The 21,018-nt window shown below is 70.6% G+C and carries 12 protein-coding genes and 2 rRNA genes; 2 read left to right on the forward strand and 12 right to left on the reverse strand.

Annotation, left to right across the window (positions count from 1 at the left end; translation table 11 throughout):
* Window positions 1–85: 85 nt before the first annotated feature.
* From AB0O09_RS16375 to AB0O09_RS16415, 9 genes are all read right to left on the reverse strand, one after another.
* A complete protein-coding gene (locus AB0O09_RS16375; RefSeq protein ID WP_363542360.1) occupies window positions 86–367 on the reverse strand; it encodes a hypothetical protein in 282 nt (93 codons plus the stop codon).
* 47 nt (window positions 368–414) lie between these two features.
* On the reverse strand, window positions 415–786 hold the full coding sequence (locus AB0O09_RS16380) for a helix-turn-helix transcriptional regulator (protein ID WP_030272544.1): 372 nt from the start codon (window positions 784–786) through the stop codon (window positions 415–417).
* Between the two features lie 272 nt (window positions 787–1,058).
* Window positions 1,059–1,586, reverse strand: coding sequence for a CinA family protein (locus AB0O09_RS16385; RefSeq protein WP_363542361.1), 528 nt, complete (start codon window positions 1,584–1,586; stop codon window positions 1,059–1,061).
* Window positions 1,583–2,239 (reverse strand): CDP-diacylglycerol--glycerol-3-phosphate 3-phosphatidyltransferase, encoded by a 657-nt coding sequence (pgsA, locus tag AB0O09_RS16390; RefSeq protein ID WP_359980512.1) that lies wholly within the window; start codon window positions 2,237–2,239, stop codon window positions 1,583–1,585. Before pgsA ends, AB0O09_RS16385 begins: the two co-directional genes overlap by 4 nt.
* Window positions 2,236–3,696, reverse strand: coding sequence for a 30S ribosomal protein S12 methylthiotransferase RimO (gene rimO, locus AB0O09_RS16395; RefSeq protein WP_363542362.1), 1,461 nt, complete (start codon window positions 3,694–3,696; stop codon window positions 2,236–2,238). Before rimO ends, pgsA begins: the two co-directional genes overlap by 4 nt.
* A gap of 73 nt (window positions 3,697–3,769) precedes the next feature.
* A complete protein-coding gene (locus tag AB0O09_RS16400; RefSeq protein WP_344627879.1) occupies window positions 3,770–4,522 on the reverse strand; it encodes a helix-turn-helix domain-containing protein in 753 nt (250 codons plus the stop codon).
* Between the two features lie 355 nt (window positions 4,523–4,877).
* Window positions 4,878–7,538 (reverse strand): DNA translocase FtsK, encoded by a 2,661-nt coding sequence (locus AB0O09_RS16405; RefSeq protein WP_363542363.1) that lies wholly within the window; start codon window positions 7,536–7,538, stop codon window positions 4,878–4,880.
* Window positions 7,539–7,672: 134 nt separating this feature from the next.
* Complete coding sequence (locus tag AB0O09_RS16410) at window positions 7,673–8,308, reverse strand: response regulator (RefSeq protein ID WP_344627886.1); 636 nt, start codon at window positions 8,306–8,308, stop codon at window positions 7,673–7,675.
* A 236-nt stretch (window positions 8,309–8,544) separates the two neighbouring features.
* The gene (locus AB0O09_RS16415; RefSeq protein WP_363542370.1) at window positions 8,545–13,179 is read right to left on the reverse strand and encodes a HAMP domain-containing protein; all 4,635 of its coding nucleotides are present in this window, start codon (window positions 13,177–13,179) and stop codon (window positions 8,545–8,547) included.
* Window positions 13,180–13,604: 425 nt separating this feature from the next.
* Between AB0O09_RS16415 and AB0O09_RS16420 the strand changes: the two genes are divergently transcribed.
* Window positions 13,605–16,160, forward strand: coding sequence for a SpoIIE family protein phosphatase (locus tag AB0O09_RS16420; protein WP_363542364.1), 2,556 nt, complete (start codon window positions 13,605–13,607; stop codon window positions 16,158–16,160).
* A gap of 394 nt (window positions 16,161–16,554) precedes the next feature.
* The gene (locus AB0O09_RS16425; protein WP_344627876.1) at window positions 16,555–17,118 is read left to right on the forward strand and encodes an acetate uptake transporter; all 564 of its coding nucleotides are present in this window, start codon (window positions 16,555–16,557) and stop codon (window positions 17,116–17,118) included.
* Window positions 17,119–17,255: 137 nt separating this feature from the next.
* Here the strand turns inward: AB0O09_RS16425 and AB0O09_RS16430 are convergent, their stop codons facing one another.
* The 3 genes from AB0O09_RS16430 to AB0O09_RS16440 form a co-directional block, all read right to left on the reverse strand.
* Window positions 17,256–18,113, reverse strand: coding sequence for a phosphatase PAP2 family protein (locus AB0O09_RS16430; RefSeq protein ID WP_363542365.1), 858 nt, complete (start codon window positions 18,111–18,113; stop codon window positions 17,256–17,258).
* A gap of 60 nt (window positions 18,114–18,173) precedes the next feature.
* A 5S ribosomal RNA gene (rrf, locus tag AB0O09_RS16435) occupies window positions 18,174–18,290 on the reverse strand.
* Window positions 18,291–18,363: 73 nt separating this feature from the next.
* Window positions 18,364–21,018: ribosomal RNA gene (locus AB0O09_RS16440) — 23S ribosomal RNA — on the reverse strand; the annotation flags it as partial.

Raw genomic sequence — 21,018 nt, forward strand, 5'->3', positions numbered from 1 at the left:
TGCGCAGTTCTCCCCCCAGCCTTCGGCCGGGGAGGTGCCCCCGCGCGCCCCTGTGTGGCATCCGTGCGCCTTTGAAGGCAGGGCCCTAGGCCGCCGGGCCGAGGCCGTCCCGGTCCGGCGGGGTGGGGCGGGGGCGGCGGCGGGCCGGGCCGGTCAGCCGGCGGTCGGTGTGGACGGGCAGCAGCCCGAGTCCCCAGCCGCCGGCGGCGAGTATGCCGAGCGCCGGGCCGTCGCCGGCGGCGCCGGGGCCGAACAGCCACCATCCGGTGGCAGCACACAGCAGGGCGGCCGGGCCGACCCACCTGAGGTGGGCCCGCCCGGCCGCCCTGACGAGCACCTGGGCTCGTGCCGTAACGACTCTGCGCACCGGGGCCTCCTTCACTCGCTCCCCTGGTCGGGGAGGGCGAGGTCCGGTCAGGCCGCAACCACGTCCATGGCTGCTGCCTTGGGCACGGTCGTGCCGGCCCGATCGACACCGGGGGCCGGCAGCGGAACCGGTTCGAGGACCGGCCTCAGCAGATCACCCTCCGAGAGGGTGGCCATCGCCGCAAGTTCGGCGAGGGACAGCTCGTCGCTGACCTCGCGCATGACCTCGGACATCCGGACATCGAGCGCGTCGCAGATGGCGGAGAGCAGCTCGGAGGAAGCCTCCTTCTGCCCCCGCTCCACCTCGGAGAGGTAGCCGAGCGAAACCCTGGCGGCCGCCGACACCTCGCGGAGTGTGCGGCCCTGGCGCTGGCGCTGCCGACGCAGCACATCGCCCAGCAGGCGACGGAGCAGGATCATCGGTGCCTCCCTCCTCGGACTGCGGATCGAGATGTCACGACCCCACCGTACCGCCTCGTCCGCATCGCGTGCGGGGACCGTGGTCGTGTTCACTCTGGGCTGCAAGGCTGTCCCCTCCCGTTCTGTGCCCCGCCCGGGCGTCCGCTGCGCGTCGTCCGGGCCCGTGGCGTCGCCACGCGGTGACTCGGCTTGGCTCTGTTCTGCCCGCCCTGGGCCTGTGCTGTAACACGATCCTCCAGCTCGGGCGGCCGATTCGGAGATTTCGGGAAAGCTCAGCGCGACGGGCCGTCACTCGCTAGGCGCTCGAGCAGCAGCTCCAGAGCGGCTGTCACCGTCCTGCGACGGATGATTTCACGTTGCCCCGACAACACCCGGGAGTCGGCCCGTGTTCCCGTGGGACCGGCGAATCCGATGTGGACGGTGCCGACCGGCACCCCGTCCTGCGGCTCCGGTCCGGCCACCCCGGTGGTGGCGAGTCCGTAGGTGGCACCGAGCAGCGCCCGTACGCCCTCGGCCATCTGGCGGGCCACCACCGGATGGACGGGGCCGTGCACGGCCAGCAGCCCCTCGTCCACGCCCAGCACGGACGCCTTGAGGTCCGTGGCGTACGCGGTGACGGAGCCTCGGAAGGTGGCGGAGGCGCCGGGGACGTCGACCAGGGCGGCCGCCAGCAGACCCCCGGTCAGCGACTCGGCGACGGCGACGGTGGCGCTCCGCCCGCGGAGCGCGGCGTGCACCCGCTCCGCGAGCCCGTCACCGGCGCTGCCGTCCTGCGCCGCACCGCCGTCGGGGGTGCTCATCGGCCGGTGGCCTCCCGTGCGGCGGCGCGCTGCTCGGCCAGGCCCTCGCGCCGCAGCCGGACCGCCTGGCCGACGTAGTCGAGGCCGGTGGCGACGGTGAGCAGCACGGCCACGCCCATGACGACGGCGCGGGCGGTGGCCAGCGGGCCGGTCAGCACCAGCACGTACATGCCGACCGCGATGCCCTGGGTGAGGGTCTTGAGCTTGCCGCCGCGGCTGGCCGGGATGACGGCGTACCGGATGACCCAGAACCGCATCAGGGTGATGCCGAGTTCGCGGGCGAGGATGACCACGGTGATCCACCAGGGCAGGTCGCCGAGGATCGAGAGGCCGATCAGGGCGGCGCCCATGATCGCCTTGTCGGCGATCGGGTCGGCGATCTTGCCGAAGTCGGTGATCAGGCCCTTGCGTCGGGCGAGCTCGCCGTCGAAGACGTCCGTGATCATGGCGATGGCGAAGGAGGCCCAGGCGACCGAGCGCCACTTGGGGTCGTGGCCGCCGTCCGCGAAGAGCAGCAGCACGAAGACCGGCACCAGCAGCAGGCGGACCATCGTCAGGACGTTGGCGATGTTCCAGAGGCCCGGCTGCGGCGACGGCGCGGCCCCGGGGCGGCCGGGCGGGGCCGCCGTCGGGGCGCCGGGCCCCTTGGTCACGCGTCCGCTCCTGGGGCCTCGGCGCCGACGACCTCGGCGACCAGGTCGACACCCTCGGCGGCGACCACCACGGCCCGGTAGAACCGGCCGACCTCGGCGTCGTCCGCGCCGAGCAGGGTGGTGAGGCCGTCGGTCTCCGGGGCCTGGTGGGCGGAGCGGCCCTCGACGGTGCCGTCCTCGACGGACTCGACGAGGACCAGCACCTCGGTACCGATCCGCTCCTCGGCGCGCTGGGCGGTGAGCTCCTCGGCCAGCCGGGAGAGCTTGGCGAGGCGGTCGGCGACGACGTCCTCGGGCAGCTTGCCGTCGAGCATCGCGGCCTCGGTGCCCTCCTCGTCGGAGTAGCCGAAGACGCCGATCGCGTCGAGGCGGGCGCCGGAGACGAAGCGCTCCAGCTCGGCGAAGTCCTCCTCGGTCTCGCCGGGGAAGCCGACGATGAAGTTGGAGCGGGCGCCGGCCTGCGGGGCCTTGGCGCGGATGCCGTCCAGCAGCTCCAGGAACTGGTCGGTGGAGCCGAAGCGGCGCATCCGGCGGAGCACGGCCGGCGCGGAGTGCTGGAAGGACAGGTCGAAGTAGGGCACGACCTTGTCGATCGAGGTCATGGCGTCGATCAGGCCGGGCCGCATCTCGGCGGGCTGCAGGTAGCTGACCCGGATGCGCTCGATCCCGTCGATGTCGGCGATCTCGGCGAGCAGGGTCTCCAGCAGGCGGATGTCGCCGAGGTCCTTGCCGTACGAGGTGTTGTTCTCGCTGACCAGGACGACCTCGCGGACGCCCTGCTCGGCCAGCCAGCGGGCCTCGTTCAGCACGTCGGAGGGGCGGCGGGAGATGAACGAGCCGCGGAAGGCCGGGATGGCGCAGAAGGAGCACCGCCGGTCGCAGCCGGAGGCCAGCTTGATCGAGGCGACCGGGCTGTCGTCGAGCCGCTTGCGCAGGGTGCGGGGGCCGGAGGCCGGGGCGACGCCCTCGGGGAGGTCCTCGGGGGCCCCGTGGCCGGGCAGGGCGACCTCGGCGGCGGCGGCCTGCCGCTCGACCGGGGTCAGCGGCAGCAGCTTGCGGCGGTCCCGCGGGGTGTGGGCCTCGACGTGGCCGCCGGAGAGGATGGTCTGCAGCCGGCTGGAGATGTCGGTGTAGTCGTCGAAGCCGAGCACTCCGTCGGCCTCGGGCAGGGCGTCGGCGAGCTCCTTGCCGTAGCGCTCGGCCATGCAGCCGACCGCGACGACGGCCTGGGTGCGGCCGTGCCCCTTGAGGTCGTTGGCCTCCAGCAGGGCGTCGACGGAGTCCTTCTTGGCGGCTTCGACGAACCCGCAGGTGTTGACGACGGCGACGTCGGCGTCGGCTGCGTCGTCGACCAGCTGCCAGCCGTCCGCCTCCAGTCGCCCGGCGAGTTCCTCGGAGTCCACCTCGTTGCGGGCGCATCCGAGCGTGACAAGGGCGACAGTACGGCGTTCAGGCATGACGCCAAGATTAACGCGCGGCCCCCGGTGCCGTTCGCCCCGGAGGCCGTGCGCGCCGATCCGTCGCCCCGACTCAGCCCGCCTGCGGGTCTCCAGGGGTGTACGTGACGTGCACCACCTGGCCGTCGGCACCGGCCGGACCGAGGTCCTTGCCGTTGACGTACACGTGCACGGCGCCGGCGTTGCCGAGCACCAGGCTGATCTGCTTGGGGTCGGTGAAGGTCTGGTCCTGGCCGGTCTCCAGGTTGTTGGAGAACAGCGCCTTGCCCTTGCCGTCCTTGGCGGAGACCCAGCTGGTGGCCTTCTCCGCGACGAGCTTCACGGTGACCTTGTCGGCCGGGGCCGCCGCGATCGGGGCGAGGCTCGGGGCCGGGGCCGGGGGCTGGGCGGACGAGCCGGCGGGGGCGGAGCCGGCGGCGCTGGCCAGCGGGGAGCTGGCGGCACCGGTGGCGGGGGCGTTGGAGTGGCCGCCGAACAGGTTGAAGCCGATCAGGGCGACCACGGCGAGGATGGCGACCACCATCGGGGTGGTCCAGTTCGGCCGGCGGTGGTCGTTGACCTTGATCGGGGCGGTGTCGAGCAGCTGGGTCGGGCGGCGGTCGGCGGGCGAGCCGCCGTGCGCCGCGTCGTAGCGGGCCACGAGGTCCTCGCCGTCGACGCCGACGGCGCGGGCCAGGGCGCGGATGTGGCCGCGGGCGTAGAAGTCGCCGCCGCAGCGGGAGAAGTCGTCCTGCTCGATGGCGTGGACGATGGGGACGCGGACGCGGGTGCTCGTACTCACCTGATCGACGGTCAGGCCGGCGTCGATGCGGGCGGTGGTGAGCACACGACCGATGCTCGGGAGGTCAGCGGCAGGCTGGTCGGCCGCCGGCGCCGGCTGCCCCGGGTCGTTCCGGGACGTGCGGGCGGAGGGCCGGCTGCTGCCACGGTCGGGGGACTTGCCGATGGTCACTGGACGCGCCTTTCGAGCGTTGGCCACCTGCTGAGAAAACAGTCTAGGGGCGGGGGTGGAACGAATCTCAAGCGGAATAGGCCCGAACGTGGGCGGCTTACCGGCTGCGTCTGACGGCGGGTCAGCGCAGGCCGGATGCACAATTCGTCCCCGCCCCGATAGGGACGCGCCGACTGCCCGGCGCGGTTCCCCCTACTTATCACATTCCTCCGAACGAGTGAGAGGCGGCTCATCCACGGAGTGTCAGTAGGACACCGTCCAGTTCGTCCGGCTTGACCAGGACGTCACGCGCCTTGGAGCCCTCGCTGGGGCCGACGATGCCCCGGGACTCCATCAGGTCCATCAGCCGGCCGGCCTTGGCGAAGCCGACCCGCAGCTTGCGCTGGAGCATCGAGGTCGAGCCGAACTGGGTGGAGACGACGAGCTCCGCGGCCTGGATCAGCAGGTCGAGGTCGTCGCCGATCTCCTCGTCGATCTCCTTCTTGGGGCCGCCGCCGACCGTGACGTCGTCCCGGTAGACGGCGCCCATCTGGTCCTTGCAGTGCTGGACGACCTTGGCGATCTCCGCCTCGGTGACGAACGCGCCCTGCATGCGGACCGGCTTGGAGGCGCCCATCGGCAGGAAGAGCGCGTCGCCCTTGCCGATCAGCTTCTCCGCACCGGGCTGGTCGAGGATGACCCGGGAGTCGGCCATCGCCGAGGTGGCGAAGGCGAGCCGGGACGGCACGTTGGCCTTGATCAGGCCGGTGACCACGTCCACCGAGGGCCGCTGGGTGGCGAGCACCAGGTGGATGCCGGCCGCACGGGCGAGCTGGGTGATGCGCACGACCGAGTCCTCGACGTCCCGCGGGGCGACCATCATGAGGTCGGCCAGCTCGTCGACGATGACCAGCAGGTACGGATACGGCGTCAGCTCGCGCTCGCTGCCGAGCGGCGGCTTGAGCCTGCCGGAGCGGACCGCGGCGTTGAAGTCGTCGACGTGCCGGAAGCCGAACGCGGCCAGGTCGTCGTAGCGCATGTCCATCTCGCGCACCACCCACTGGAGGGCCTCGGCGGCCTTCTTCGGATTGGTGATGATCGGCGTGATCAGGTGCGGGATCCCCTCGTACGCGGTCAGTTCGACGCGCTTGGGGTCGACCAGCACCATCCGCACCTCGTCCGGAGTGGAGCGGACGAGGACGGAGGTGATCAGGCAGTTGATGCACGAGGACTTGCCCGCGCCGGTGGCGCCGGCGACCAGGATGTGCGGCATCTTCGCGAGGTTGGCCATCACCGTGTGGCCCTCGACGTCCTTGCCCATGCCGACGACCATCGGGTGGTCGTCCTCGGCCGCGGCGCGCGAGCGCAGCAGGTCGCCGAGGTTGACCATCTCGCGGTCCCGGTTGGGGATCTCCACGCCGACCGCGGACTTGCCGGGGATCGGCGAGATGATCCGCACGTCCGGGCTGGCGACGGCGTAGGCGATGTTCTTGGCCAGCGCGGTGATCCGCTCGACCTTCACGGCGGGGCCGAGCTCGACCTCGTAGCGGGTGACCGTCGGGCCGCGGGTGAAGCCGGTGACCCGGGCGTCCACCTTGAACTCCGCGAAGACGCCGGTGAGCTGGGCGACGACCTCGTCGTTGAGCCGGGAGCGGGCCTTCGCCGGGGCGCCCTGTTCCAGCAGGTCCAGCGGCGGCAGCGAGTAGGCGATGTCCCCGGCGAGGGTGAGCTGCTCCATCCGCACCGGCGCCGGGCCGTGGCCCTCGGGCGCCCCCTCGGAGCGGGCGGCGGGCACCGCGGGCTCCTCCGGCGGGGCGGTGTTGTCCTTGACCTGGTGGAGCATGCTGGCGACCGCGGGTGAGCCCGGGACGCCGTACAGCAGGGCGCCGTCGAGGTCCGCGGCGACGCCGGCGGCGAGGTCGCGGGTCTCGTACGGGTCCTTGACGAACATGTCGGGGACGGCCGAGGCGAGTTCCGGGTCGTCGACCTGCTTGCGGCGGCGGCGCCTGCGGGGCGGGGCGTCCTCGTCGTCGATGGTGAAGGGCAGCGCCTCGGGGTCGGCGTCCTCGGGCGGCTCGGTGGAGTGCTCGCGGGAGGTGCCGGCGGCCGCGGAGCCGTCCGCGCCGGGGGCCCCGGCGAGGGCCGGCTCGACCACGCCGAGCCGCACGCCGAGGCCGCGCAGCCGCTCGGGGATCTTGTTGACCGGGGTGGCGGTGACCACGAGCAGGCCGAAGAAGGCGAGCAGGATCAGCAGTGGCACGGCGAGCGGTGGGCCGGCGGCGGCCATCATCGGCGTGGAGGCGGCCCAGCCGACGATGCCGCCGGCCGCCCGTATCCGGGACGCCCCGCTGGACATGACGGGTGCTCCGCAGCCGATGTGGACCAGGCCGAGGACGCCGACGACCAGCGCGGTCAGGCCGATCACGATCCGGCCGTTGGCCTCCGGCACCTCGGGATGCCGCATCAGCCGCACCGAGACGCCGCCGAGCAGGAAGGGCACCAGCACGTCGAGCCGGCCGAACAGCCCGGAGACGACGTTGGTGGCGGCCTCGCCGAGCCAGCCCTGCGGGCTGAACCAGGTGCCGGCCGCGGTGACCAGTGCCAGGGCGAGCAGCAGCAGCGCCACGCCGTCCTTGCGGTGGGCCGGGTCGAGGTTGCGGGCGCCGTGGCCGAAACCGCGGAAGAGCGCGCCGACGGAGTGCGCGAGGCCGAGCCAGACGGCCCGGACGGCGCGGAAGAGTATCGGCCGGGGCGGCGGCGGGGCGGGTGCCGCGGCCTTCTTGGCGGGCGCCTTCTTCGCGGCCGCCTTGCGCGGCGCCGCGGGCGTGGCGGCGGCCTTCTTGGCCGGCGCCTTCTTGGCCGGCCCGGGCTTCGGGTTGCGTGCCTGGCTTCCGGGCGTACGTGTGGCCATGGCACAGCAGCCTACCGGCGGCCGGCACGCCTGCACATGTGACCGAGCGCGAGCAGGGCGGCGTGTCGCCGACGTCCTGTCACGGTCGCCGTGTCACCCGACCGGGTGGATGCGGGCCGGCGCCCGGCGGGCCGTCAGGACGAGCCGGGGCGCAGGGCGTCGAGCGCGCGGCGCAGGCCGGCGAGTTTGCTCTCCAGATGGGCGGCGCCCGCGGCGGCCGCCGTCTCCGAGGTGCCGTCGAGCTGCTTGGTGAGGGCCTCCGCCTGCTCCTCGACCGTCGCCAGCCGGGCGGAGAGCTCGCCGAGCAGGGCGCCGCCGATGGCCGGGGCCTCGCCCGCCTCCAGCTGCAGGCGCAGCAGCGCGGCCTGCTCCTTGAGCTGGCAGTTCTTCATGTAGAGGTCGACGAAGACGGAGACCTTGGCGCGCAGCACCCACGGGTCGAAGGGCTTGGAGATGTAGTCCACCGCGCCGGCCGCGTAGCCGCGGAAGGTGTGGTGCGGCCCGTGGTTGATCGCGGTCAGGAAGATGATCGGGATGTCGCGGGTGCGTTCGCGGCGCTTGATGTGCGCGGCCGTCTCGAAGCCGTCCATGCCGGGCATCTGGACGTCGAGCAGGATCACGGCGAAGTCGTCGGTGAGCAGCGCCTTGAGCGCCTCCTCGCCGGACGAGGCCCGGACCAGCGTCTGGTCCAGCGCGGAGAGGATGGCCTCCAGCGCCAGCAGGTTCTCCGGCCGGTCGTCGACCAGGAGGATCTTCGCCTTCTGCACCAGGACCCGCCCTCCTGCCGGTTGCCTGCTCAGGGTCGGCACGCCCGTGCCGCCCACTACTGACCCGGTCATGCTAGCCGTACCCCCTCGCCCGCCACATCGCTCCCGGCAACTCGGGTCCCCGGGCTCGCCGATCCGGGACGCCGAGTCACCGTTCGGTCACCGTTCGCAACGATTGCGGCACACTACCGGGTTCCCGGCCGGACCCGCCAGTGCGGACCGACCGGTGGACCTGGCGGCTACCCGACCGCCAGCCACTGGCGCATGACCGCCAGCAGGTGGTCGGTCTCGACGGGCTTGGTGACGTGGTCGTTCGCCCCCGCCTCCAGGCTCTTCTCGCGGTCCCCCTTCATCGCCTTGGCGGTCAGCGCGATGATCGGCAGCCCCGCGAACTGCGGCATCCGTCGGATCGCCTCGGTGGTCGCGTAGCCGTCCATCTCCGGCATCATGATGTCCATCAGCACCAGGGCGACGTCCTCGTGCTGCTCCAGCACCTCGATGCCCTCGCGGCCGTTCTCCGCGTAGAGCACGGCCAGCCCGTACTCCTCCAGCACGCTGGTGAGGGCGAAGACGTTGCGGATGTCGTCGTCGACGATCAGCACCCGCTGGCCCTCGAAGCGGCCCTGGAACTGGCCGGCCCCGGCGCGGTCCGCCGGCCGTTCGGGCTGGCGCGGGAACTGCTCGCGATCGGCGACGGCGGGCTCCGCGGCGCCGCGGCCCTCGAGGGCCCGCCGCGGGGTGCGGCCCTCGACGGCGCGGCGCCGCTCGGCGGCGCCCCGGCGGCGTTCCTCGGCCAGCTCGCGCACCTCCTGCGCCCAGTGCTCCGCCGGGTTCTCGCCGACCGGGACCGGCATCCCGACCGGGGTGACGCCGACCGCGGCGCGCACCGCCTGGCCCGCCGGGCGGTCCAGCGGGGCGGCGTCCGGCTCGTCGGCGCGCAGCGGCAGGTAGAGGGTGAAGGTCGAGCCGCGGCCGAGCTCGCTCTCGGCGTGGATCTCGCCGCCGAGCAGCCGGGCGATCTCCCGGCTGATCGACAGGCCGAGGCCGGTGCCGCCGTACTTGCGGCTGGTGCCGCCGTCGGCCTGCCGGAACGGCTCGAAGATCTCCCGGAGCTTGTTCCCGGGGATCCCGATGCCGGTGTCGGAGACGGAGAAGGCGATCAGTTCCTCGTCCGGGTCGCCGATCGCGTCGGCCTCCAGCAGCTGCTCGCGGACGTGCTGCGGCACGTCGCCGTTGGTGACCGGGCGGATCAGCAGGTCGACGGCGCCGGCGTCGGTGAACTTCACCGCGTTGGAGAGCAGGTTGCGCAGCACCTGCTGGAGGCGCTGCTCGTCGGTGTGCAGGGTGACCGGCAGGTCGTCGGTGACCCGGACGGCGAAGTCCAGGCTCTTGTCCTCGGCGAGCGGCCGGAACGCCGCCTCGACGTAGTCGACCAACTGCACCAGGGCGATCCGGGCGGGGCGGACGTCCATCTTGCCCGCCTCGACCTTGGACAGGTCCAGGATGTCGTTGATCAGCTGCAGCAGGTCGGACCCCGCGCCGTGGATCGTTTCGGCGAACTCGACCTGCTTGGGCGACAGGTTGCCCTCGTTGTTGTCCGAGAGCAGCTTGGCGAGGATCAGCAGCGAGTTCAGCGGGGTGCGCAGCTCGTGCGACATGTTGGCGAGGAACTCGCTCTTGTAGCGGGAGGCGAGGGCGAGCTGCTCGGCGCGCTCCTCCAGGATCTGCCGGGCCTCCTCGATCTCGCTGTTCTTGATCTCGATGTCGCGGTTCTGCTGGGCGAGCTGCTCGGCCTTCTCCTGGAGCTCCTCGTTGGTGCGCTCCAGCTCCTCCTGGCGGGCCTCCAACTCGGCTGACCGCATGGAGAGTTCGGCGGTGAGCCGCTGCGACTCCAGGAGCAGGCCCTCGGTCTTGGTGTTGACGCTGATGGTGTTGACGGTGACGCCGATCAGGTCGGCGATCTGGTTCAGGAAGTCCAGCGCGACGGCGGTGAAGGCGCTGAACGAGGCCAGCTCGATCACGCCGAGCAGCCGGCCCTCGAACAGCACCGGCAGCACCACCACGTGCGCCGGGGATGCCTCGCCCAGCCCGGAGGCGATCTTCAGGTAGCCGGGCGGGGTGTGGCTGATCACGATCGAGCGGCGCTCCACCGCGACCTGGCCGACCAGGCCCTCGCCGGGCCGGAAGGTCGTCGGCATGGTGCGCCGCTGGTAGCCGTAGCTGCCGATCAGGCGCAGCACGGTGTCGTTCTCGTCGTCGTCCTCGGTGACGAGTTCGGCCGTCCGCCCGGAGGGCTGGGCGAGGAAGAAGGCGCCGTGCTGGGCCGAGACCACCGGGGTCAGCTCGGTCATGATGAGCGAGGCGACGGCCTCCAGGTCGCGGCGGCCCTGCAGCAGACCGGACATCCGGGCCAGGTTGGTCTTCAGCCAGTCCTGGTCCTTGTTGGTGCGGGTGGTCTCGCGCAGGTTGGCGATCATCTGGTTGATGTTGTCCTTGAGCTCGTCGAGCTCGCCGGACGCGTCCACGTCGATCCGCGGGGACAGGTCGCCGCGGGTCACCGCGGTGGCCACCTGGGCGATCGCGCGGACCTGCCGGGTCAGGTTGTTCGCCAGCTCGTTCACCGACTCGGTGAGGTCCTGCCAGCGGCCGGCGACGCCCGGTACGCGGGCCTGGCCGCCGAGCCGGCCGTCGGTGCCCACCTCGCGGGCGACGCGGGTGACCTCGTCGGCGAACGAGGACAGCTGGTCGACCATGGTGTTGATGCTGGTCTTGAGCTCCAGGATCTCGCCGCGCACGTCGACGTCGATCTTCTGCGACAGGTCGCCGCGGGCCACCGCCGTGATGACCAGGGCGATGTTGCGCACCTGGCCGGTGAGGTTGTTCGCCATCAGGTTGACGTTGTCGGTGAGGTCCTTCCAGATGCCGCCGACGCCCGGCACCGAGGCCTGGCCGCCCAGAGTGCCGTCGGTGCCCACCTCGCGGGCCACCCGGGTCACCTCGACGGCGAACGCCGACAGCTGGTCGACCATCGTGTTCATGGTGCTGGCGAGCGCCTTGACCTCGCCCTGCGCCTCGATGGTGATCTTCTTCGACAGGTCGCCGCGGGCCACCGCGGAGGCGACCTCGGCGATGTTGCGGACCTGGCTGGTCAGGTTGGAGGCCATGAAGTTGACGTTGTCGGTGAGGTCCCGCCAGATGCCGGAGACCCCGCGCACCCGGGCCTGGCCGCCGAGGATGCCCTCGGTGCCCACCTCGCGGGAGACCCGGGTCACCTCGTCCGCGAACGCCGACAGCTGGTCGACCATCGTGTTGACGGTCGTCACCAGCTCGCGGATCTCGCCCTTGGCGTCGACGGTGATCTTCTTGGAGACGTCGCCGCGGGCCACCGCCGTCGTCACCTCGGCGATGTTGCGCACCTGGCTGGTGAGGTTGTTCGCCATCAGGTTGACGCTGTTGGTGAGGTCCTTCCAGGTGCCGGACACCCCCGGCACGCTGGCCTGGCCGCCGAGGATGCCCTCGGTGCCGACGTCCCGGGCGACCCGGGTGACCTCGTCGGCGAACGCGCCGAGCTGGTCGACCATCGTGTTGATGGTGTTCTTCAGCTCCAGGATCTCGCCGCGCGCGTCGACCTGGATCTTCTGCGACAGGTCGCCCTTGGCGACCGCGGTCGTCACCTGGGCGATGTTGCGGACCTGGCTGGTCAGGTTGTTCGCCATCGAGTTGACGTTCTCGGTGAGGTCCTTCCAGACGCCCGCCACGCCCGGCACCTGCGCCTGGCCGCCGAGGATGCCCTCGGTGCCGACCGCGCGGGCCACCCTCGTCACCTGTTCCGCGAACCCGGACAGCTGGTCGACCATCGTGTTGATGGTGTTCTTCAGCTCCAGGATCTCACCGCGCGCGTCCACCTCGATCTTGCGCGACAGGTCGCCCTTGGCGACCGCCGTCGTCACCTCGGCGATGTTGCGCACCTGGGCGGTCAGGTTCGCCGCCATGAAGTTCACCGAGTCGGTGAGGTCGCGCCACACGCCGGCCACGCCGGGCACCTGCGCCTGACCGCCGAGGCGGCCCTCGGTGCCCACGTCGCGCGCCACCGTCGTCACCTGTGCGGCGAAGGAGTTCAGCTGGTCCACCATCGTGTTGACGGTGTTCTTCAGCTCCAGCATCTCGCCGGCCACGTCGACCGTGACCTTCCGCGACAGGTCGCCCTTGGCCACCGCCGTCGTCACCTCGGCGATGTTGCGCACCTGCGCCGTCAGCCGCCCGGCCATGGTGTTGACCGAGTCCGCCAGGTCCTTCCAGCTGCCCGAGACGCTGCGCACCCGGGCCTGGCCGCCCAGCTTGCCGTCGGTGCCCACCTCGATCGCCACCCGGGTCACCTCGTCGGTGAACTCCGACAGCTGGTCCACCAGCCCGTTGACGGTGCGGCCCACCTTCAGGAACTCACCGCGCAGCGGGTAGCTCGCCCCGCTGGTGTGCACCGAGCGGAGCTCCATCCGCTGGTCGAGGTCGCCCTCCGCGATGGAGGTCAGCACCCGGCCCACCTCGGCCATCGGCCGGGCCAGGTCGTCGATCAGCGCGTTGCAGTTGTCGATGGCGGCCATCCAGGCGCCCTCGCCGACGCCCGCCTCCAGCCGCTCGGAGAGCCGGCCCTCCCGGCCGACCGCCCGACGCACCCGCGCCAGCTCGCCCGTGAGGTGCTGGTTGCGCTCGGCGACCTCGTTGAACACCGCGGCGATCTCCGCCAGCGGCCCGTCCCCGGGGAAGGTCAGCCGCCGCCGGAAGTTGCCGTCCCGCATCGCGGTCAGCGCGGCCAGCAGCTTGCGCAGGTCGGCCGGCTCGGCACCCCGGGCGTGCCCGGACCGCCGCCCGGGCACCCCGCGGGCCCGGTGGCCGGCGCGGTCCGTGTCCCCGGTCGTGGCGATGGCGTCCTTGGTGGCCGAACTCAACGGGACCCTCCCACATCGTGACTTTCCGGTACCGTTCCGGTACCGCTCGGGCAGCCCGGCCGCCGTCGGCGGTGCCGGTACCCCACCCGACCGTACGTCGCCGGTCCTGTACTGCGGACCCCCCAGTCTGTCAGCACCTGCGCCCGGTGTCCGTCCGCTTGCGCAGCGTTCACCGCACGCGCACCGAATCCGTGGGCAGAATCACCCCCAGGGATCTGTTTCGGCGCCCGGGCCCCGCGGGGAACGAAGCGGAAAGTAGGGTGGAACGCTGCACCGGGCGCCGCGGCGGACCCCCCGGTGGTCGAACAGCCGGACCGCAGCAGACCGGACCAGAGCAGAGGAGTCGTGGGCACGTGGTCACCGCGCGCGCAGCCGCCACCTTCGAACCGGCCGGCCGCTCCGCCGCCGCCGCACGCGGCTTCGTCCGCGACGCGCTGCTCGGCTGGGGCCTGCCCGAGGTCGTCGACGACGCCGTCGTCCTGGTCAGCGAACTCGTCACCAACGCCGTGGTGCACGCCGGCACCGCCGCCGAGGTCGGCTGCGTGCGCGAGGAGTCCACCGTCCGCATCGAGGTCACCGACCACCACCCCGAGCGCGGACTGCCGGCCTTCGCCAACGTGCCCACCGCCTCCGACCGCTACGCCGACCCGGACGGCGAGGGCGGCCGCGGCCTGCTCATGTGCTCCGCCCTCTCCTCCTGCTGGGGCGTCGAGTACACCGCCGGACGCAAGACCGTCTGGTTCCGGCTCGCCCTGCCCGAGCACGTCCACGGCACCCGCTACGCCGTGCCGAGCCTCCCCGGCGGCGAACTCCCCGACACCGACGGGCCGGTGCGCGTCGCCGTCGTCCAACTCGACGACGAGGGCACCGTCCGCGGCTGGAACCCGGACGCCGAGGCGCTCTTCCGGCAGGCCCCCGACCAGGCCCTCGGCCGACCCTGGGCCGACCTCGCCGTCTGGCCGGCCTCCCCCGGCCTCGGCCTCGCCGAGACCCTCCGGCTCGCCCGCTGGGAGGGCACCTTCGGCGTCCGCGCCGGCGACGGCCGGATCGTCGAGGTCTACGGCGTCCAGGTCCGCCTCCGCGACGCCCAGGGCGTCCCGTCCACGCTCTGCCTGCTCGTCCGGGACGGCGACCGCGCCGTGCTCCGCAGCCCCGGCACCACCGCCGAGGTCCCCGCCGCGATCGAACCCCTCGACCTGCTCGTCGGCCCGCTCTCCGCCGGCGACCTCGGCGACCTCGACGGACTCCTCCAGCGGATCGTCGACCGCGCCCGCGACCTGCTCGACGCCGACGCCGCCTACCTGCTGCTCACCACCGACGACGAGACCGAGTTCGAGGTCCGCGCCGCCACCGGCCTGCCCGGCTCCGGCCGCCGCTACGCCCGCCTGCCGATCGACGGCGGCGCCGGCCGCTACGACTCCGCCCGGCTCCCCGCCGTCCACGAGGACCTCTCCGTCCGCCCCTCCGCCGCACCCCTGCTCAACGGCAGCGGCCTGCGCTCCCTCATCACCGTCCCGCTCAAGGTCGAGGGCCGGCTCACCGGCTCCCTCGGCGTCGCCGCCGGCGCCCCCGCCCGCTACGACAACGAGGACGCGCTGCGCCTGCAGTTCGCCGCCGACCGGATCGCCCTCGCCCTGGAGAGCGCCCGCCTCACCGAGCTCGAACAGCTGCGCCGCGGCTCGCTCTCCTTCCTCGTCGAGGCCTCCGACCTGCTCGCCGGCACCCTCGAACACGAGCAGACCCTCGCCCTCATGGCGCAGATGGCCGTCCCCAAGCTCGCCGCCTGGTGCGCCGTCTACACCACCGGCGAGCAGAACGGCGGCGCCGACCTCGCCTTCCTCCTGCACGAGGACGAGGACCGCATCGACCCGCTGCGCGACGTCCTCGACAAGACGCCCTCCCCGGAGGCCGTCCCCGCCGCCGGCGCCCGCTTCTGGAAGGCCCCCGCCGAGACCGCCCGCAGCCTCGGCCTCAGCGACGGCCCCGCCCTGGCCGGCCTGCTCGGCGAGACCGTCGTCCTGCCGCTCGCCGCCCGCAACCGGGTCATCGGCCTGCTCGTCCTCGGCGTCGGCAGCGGCGTCCGCTTCCGCCAGGAGATCCTCGAACTCGCCGAGGACCTCTCCCGCCGCGCCGCGCTCGCCCTGGACAACTCCCGCCTGTACTCCGAGCGCAACGCCACCAGCCAGGCCTTCCAGCGCGCCCTGCTGCCGCCCGAACTGCCCAAGATCCCCGGCGTCGAGGTCGAGGTCTTCTACCAGGCGGCCGGCGAGGGCAACGAGGTCGGCGGCGACTTCTACGACATCTTCCCGATCCGCGAGGGCACCTACGGCTTCGCCATCGGCGACGTCTGCGGCACCGGCCCGGAGGCCGCCTCGGTCACCGGCCTCGCCCGGAACTCGCTGCGCCTGCTCGCCCGCGAGGGCCTCGACGCCCCCCAGGTCCTCGCCCGGCTGAACGCCGCCATCCTCGGCGAGGGCACCCGCAGCCGCTTCCTCACCCTGCTGTACGGCGAGTTGACGCCCCGGCCGGACGGCTCGACCGCGCTCTCCCTGGTCTGCGCCGGACACCCGCTGCCGCTGCGACTGCGCACCGACGGGCAGGTCGACCAGGCCGCCTCGCCGCAACCGCTGCTCGGCGTCATGGACGAACTCGACCTCACCGCCGAGGAGTTGGTCCTCGCACCGGGCGAGGTCCTGCTCTGCGTCACCGACGGCGTCACCGAACGCCGCGAGGGCCGCCGGATGCTCGGCGACGACGGGCTGGCCGAAGTCCTCACCGGCTGCACCGGGTTGACCGCCGGCGCGGTCGCCGCCCGGGTCCAGCGCGCCGTCGAGCGGTTCGCTCCCGAGCCACCCTCCGACGACATGGCGATCCTCACCCTGCGGGTGCCCGAACAGCGCCACGCCTGACGGCACCCCGCCCCGGACCTTCGGGCACCGGAACGTTCAATCCCGTTCACCGCGTGGTCGGACCGCGGCACCGCACAGCTGACGACTGCACAAATTGTGTGATTCACAAGGGTACAAGGCGCCGGGACCGGGTACACATCCATCACCGGGGGACACCCCGGAGGGGCATCGACCGACGGCCGCGCCGCCGGTCCTCACCAGCCGGAACCCGCCCGCACGTCCACGTCCGTGCGGCCGCGGCCCGGCATCGCGCAGCACCTCACGCACCTCTCCGTGCACCGCACCGCACGTCCTCGTGCACCTCCGTGCACCGTCACGCACCGCGCTCCCCCATGCCGCGGTGCGCCCCCACAGAACACGCCGCCATCCCGGCACGCAGTGAAAGGAGCCTCCGGTGAGCAATGTCGCTACCGGGGCGGACGCCCGACCCGCAGGAGCCGACGCGGGTCCCCTCGGATACCTGGCCCTCGGACTGACCCTTCTGGCATACGGCCTGCTCTCCACCGGCGCCCTCAGCGGTGCCGGGGTCAAGGACGCCGTCTCGCTCACCCACCTGGTCGGCGGCATCGCGCTGTTCGTCGCGGGCCTGTGGCAGCTCCACGTCGGTGAGGGCTTCACCGGCACCGCGTTCACCGGCCTCGGTGCCTTCTGGGCGACCTGGTCGACCGCGGAGGGTGCCGGCAAGAACGCCGCGGGGCTCTTCCTGCTGCTCTGGGCGCTGCTGGCGCTCACCCTCACCCTCGCCAGCTGGAACAGCGGCGGATGGCTGGGACGCGCCGTCTACGGCCTGCTCACGGTCTCCCTGCTGCTGGGCGCGGTCGCCGCGTTCGGCGACAGCTCCGGCCTCGGCAAGCTCGCCGGCTGGGTCGCCGCCGTCTCCGGCCTCGCGTCCTGGTACTGGGCGACCGCGTCGCTGACCAACAGCGGCTGGGGTCGCGCGGCACTGCCGGTCAAGTAACCCCCCGAGAACGGGTGGGCCGGACCTCTCCCCCACGGGGCCCGGCCCACCGCCGTGTCCGGAGCCGTTCCCGCGGTCACCGCGGTACCTCGATCCCGGCAGCACCACGATCCCCGCAGCCCCGCCTGCTCCGCCTCTCAGCGGACGGCGGGGCTGTGCTGCTCCGCCTCCCGGAGGTCGTCCTCCGGCCGGACCTGCACCACGCCCGGCACTCCGGTCTGGCCCCGCCAGCCGGCCGTGGCGTGCTGCACCAGGTAGACCACCAGCAGCAGGGCGACCGCGACCAGCCCGTCTGCCCAGAAGTGGTTGGCGGTCACCACGACCACCACCACGGTCAGCACCGGGTGCAGCACCACGAGCCAGCGCCAGCGGCTCCGCCCGACCACGACGACGGCCACCGCCACGATCACGCACCAGGCGACGTGCACCGAGGGCATCGCCGACAACTGGTCCGGCACCACGCCGGCCACCGCACCGCCGTACACCGACTGCCCGTACTGCACCGCCAGGTCCACGAAGCCGTTCCCCGGCAGCATCCGCGGCGGCGCCACCGGAATGAACTGGATGAGCAGGCAGGCCGCGGTGGTCGCCACCACCGTCGTCCGCACCCAGGCGTAGTTCTCCCGGTGCTTCAGGAACAGCCACAGCAGCAGGACGAGCATCACCCCGAAGTGCATCGTGGCGTAGTAGTAGTTCGCCCCCTGGACGAGCCACGGGTGCGGCGTCACCGCCCGCTGCCAGGACACCTCGTCGGGCAGCCCGAAGGCCAGCTCGGTGCGGTGGATCCACTCCGCCCGGTCCAGCGCGTGGTCGGTGCTCATCACCGACAGGTGGCCGACCACCTGCCACAGCGCGAACAGTGCGAGGAGCGTGCCGGCCTCCCTCAGCAGGGCGGCCGACGTCGTACGACGGGCCCGCCCGGCAGCGAAGGCCGTGGCGTACAGCGCGGCGGATGCGCCGGCCGAGGCCTGCCAGGTGAGCGTCAGGTTCTGCATTGGCGAAGGTTAACGCAGAGAAGCCCCCTCCCAAAGGGGAGGGGGCTTCTCAGAAGAATTGTTCGGCGGCGTCCTACTCTCCCACAGGGTCCCCCCTGCAGTACCATCGGCGCTACGAGGCTTAGCTTCCGGGTTCGGAATGTAACCGGGCGTTTCCCTCGCGCTATGACCACCGAAACACTATGAAACTCTCCGACACAGACATGGTCTGTTCGTGGTTTCAGAACCAACACAGTGGACGCGAGCAACTGAGGACAAGCCCTCGGCCTATTAGTACCGGTCAACTCCACCCCTTACGGGGCTTCCATATCCGGCCTATCAACCCAGTCGTCTACTGGGAGCCTTACCCTCTCAAAGGAGGTGGGAGTGCTCATCTCGAAGCAGGCTTCCCGCTTAGATGCTTTCAGCGGTTATCCCTCCCGAACGTAGCCAACCAGCCATGCCCTTGGCAGGACAACTGGCACACCAGAGGTTCGTCCGTCCCGGTCCTCTCGTACTAGGGACAGCCCTTCTCAACACTCCTACGCGCACAGCGGATAGGGACCGAACTGTCTCACGACGTTCTAAACCCAGCTCGCGTACCGCTTTAATGGGCGAACAGCCCAACCCTTGGGACCTACTCCAGCCCCAGGATGCGACGAGCCGACATCGAGGTGCCAAACCATCCCGTCGATATGGACTCTTGGGGAAGATCAGCCTGTTATCCCCGGGGTACCTTTTATCCGTTGAGCGACGGCGCTTCCACAAGCCACCGCCGGATCACTAGTCCCTACTTTCGTACCTGCTCGACCCGTCAGTCTCACAGTCAAGCTCCCTTGTGCACTTACACTCAACACCTGATTGCCAACCAGGCTGAGGGAACCTTTGGGCGCCTCCGTTACCCTTTAGGAGGCAACCGCCCCAGTTAAACTACCCACCAGACACTGTCCCTGATCCGGATCACGGACCCAGGTTAGACATCCAGCACGACCAGAGTGGTATTTCAACGGCGACTCCACAACAACTGGCGTTGCTGCTTCACAGTCTCCCACCTATCCTACACAAGCCGAACCGAACACCAATATCAAGCTATAGTAAAGGTCCCGGGGTCTTTCCGTCCTGCTGCGCGAAACGAGCATCTTTACTCGTAATGCAATTTCACCGGGCCTGTGGTTGAGACAGTCGAGAAGTCGTTACGCCATTCGTGCAGGTCGGAACTTACCCGACAAGGAATTTCGCTACCTTAGGATGGTTATAGTTACCACCGCCGTTTACTGGCGCTTAAGTTCTCAGCTTCGCCCGACCGAAATCGGACTAACCGGTCCCCTTAACGTTCCAGCACCGGGCAGGCGTCAGTCCGTATACATCGCCTTACGGCTTCGCACGGACCTGTGTTTTTAGTAAACAGTCGCTTCTCGCTGGTCTCTGCGGCCACCCCCAGCTCGGACCGTAAAGGTCTCCACCAGGGCTGGCCCCCCTTCTCCCGAAGTTACGGGGGCATTTTGCCGAGTTCCTTAACCACAGTTCACCCGAACGCCTCGGTATTCTCTACCTGACCACCTGAGTCGGTTTGGGGTACGGGCCGCCATGAAACTCGCTAGAGGCTTTTCTCGACAGCATAGGATCATCCACTTCACCACAATCGGCTCGGCATCAGGTCTCAGCCTTGATGAGTGACGGATTTGCCTATCACTCGGCCTACACCCTTACCCCGGGACAACCACCGCCCGGGCTGGACTACCTTCCTGCGTCACCCCATCGCTCACCTACTACCACCTTGGGCCGCCGGCTCCACCACTCCCCTTCACCCGAAGGATCCGGGGCGGCTTCACGGGCTTAGCATCAGAGGGTTCAGCGTTGGCGCTTCATAGCGGGTACGGGAATATCAACCCGTTGTCCATCGACTACGCCTGTCGGCCTCGCCTTAGGTCCCGACTTACCCTGGGCAGATCAGCTTGACCCAGGAACCCTTGGTCAATCGGCGCAAGAGTTTCCCACTCTTGTATCGCTACTCATGCCTGCATTCTCACTCGTGAACCGTCCACGACTCGATTCCTCGGCCGCTTCACCCGGCACACGACGCTCCCCTACCCATCACAGCGGGCGTTGGCCCTCATGCTGCAATGACACGACTTCGGTGATGTGCTTGAGCCCCGCTACATTGTCGGCGCGGAATCACTTGACCAGTGAGCTATTACGCACTCTTTCAAGGGTGGCTGCTTCTAAGCCAACCTCCTGGTTGTCTCTGCGACTCCACATCCTTTCCCACTTAGCACACGCTTAGGGACCTTAGTCGGTGTTCTGGGCTGTTTCCCTCTCGACCATGGAGCTTATCCCCCACAGTCTCACTGCCGCGCTCTCACTTACCGGCATTCGGAGTTTGGCTAAGGTCAGTAACCCGGTGAGGCCCATCGCCTATCCAGTGCTCTACCTCCGGCAAGAAACACGCGACGCTGCACCTAAATGCATTTCGGGGAGAACCAGCTATCACGGAGTTTGATTGGCCTTTCACCCCTAACCACAGGTCATCCCCCAGGTTTTCAACCCTGGTGGGTTCGGTCCTCCACACGGTCTTACCCGCGCTTCAACCTGCCCATGGCTAGATCACTCCGCTTCGGGTCTTGGGCATGCAACTCAACGCCCTATTCGGACTCGCTTTCGCTACGGCTACCCCACACGGGTTAACCTCGCTACACACCGCAAACTCGCAGGCTCATTCTTCAAAAGGCACGCAGTCACAGTCCGAAGACTGCCCCCACGGCTTGTAGGCACACGGTTTCAGGTACTATTTCACTCCGCTCCCGCGGTACTTTTCACCATTCCCTCACGGTACTATCCGCTATCGGTCACCAGGGAATATTTAGGCTTAGCGGGTGGTCCCGCCAGATTCACACGGGATTTCTCGGGCCCCGTGCTACTTGGGAGA

Source organism: Kitasatospora sp. NPDC093679 (assembly GCF_040683455.1).
GTDB classification, from domain to species: Bacteria; Actinomycetota; Actinomycetes; order Streptomycetales; family Streptomycetaceae; genus Kitasatospora; species Kitasatospora arboriphila.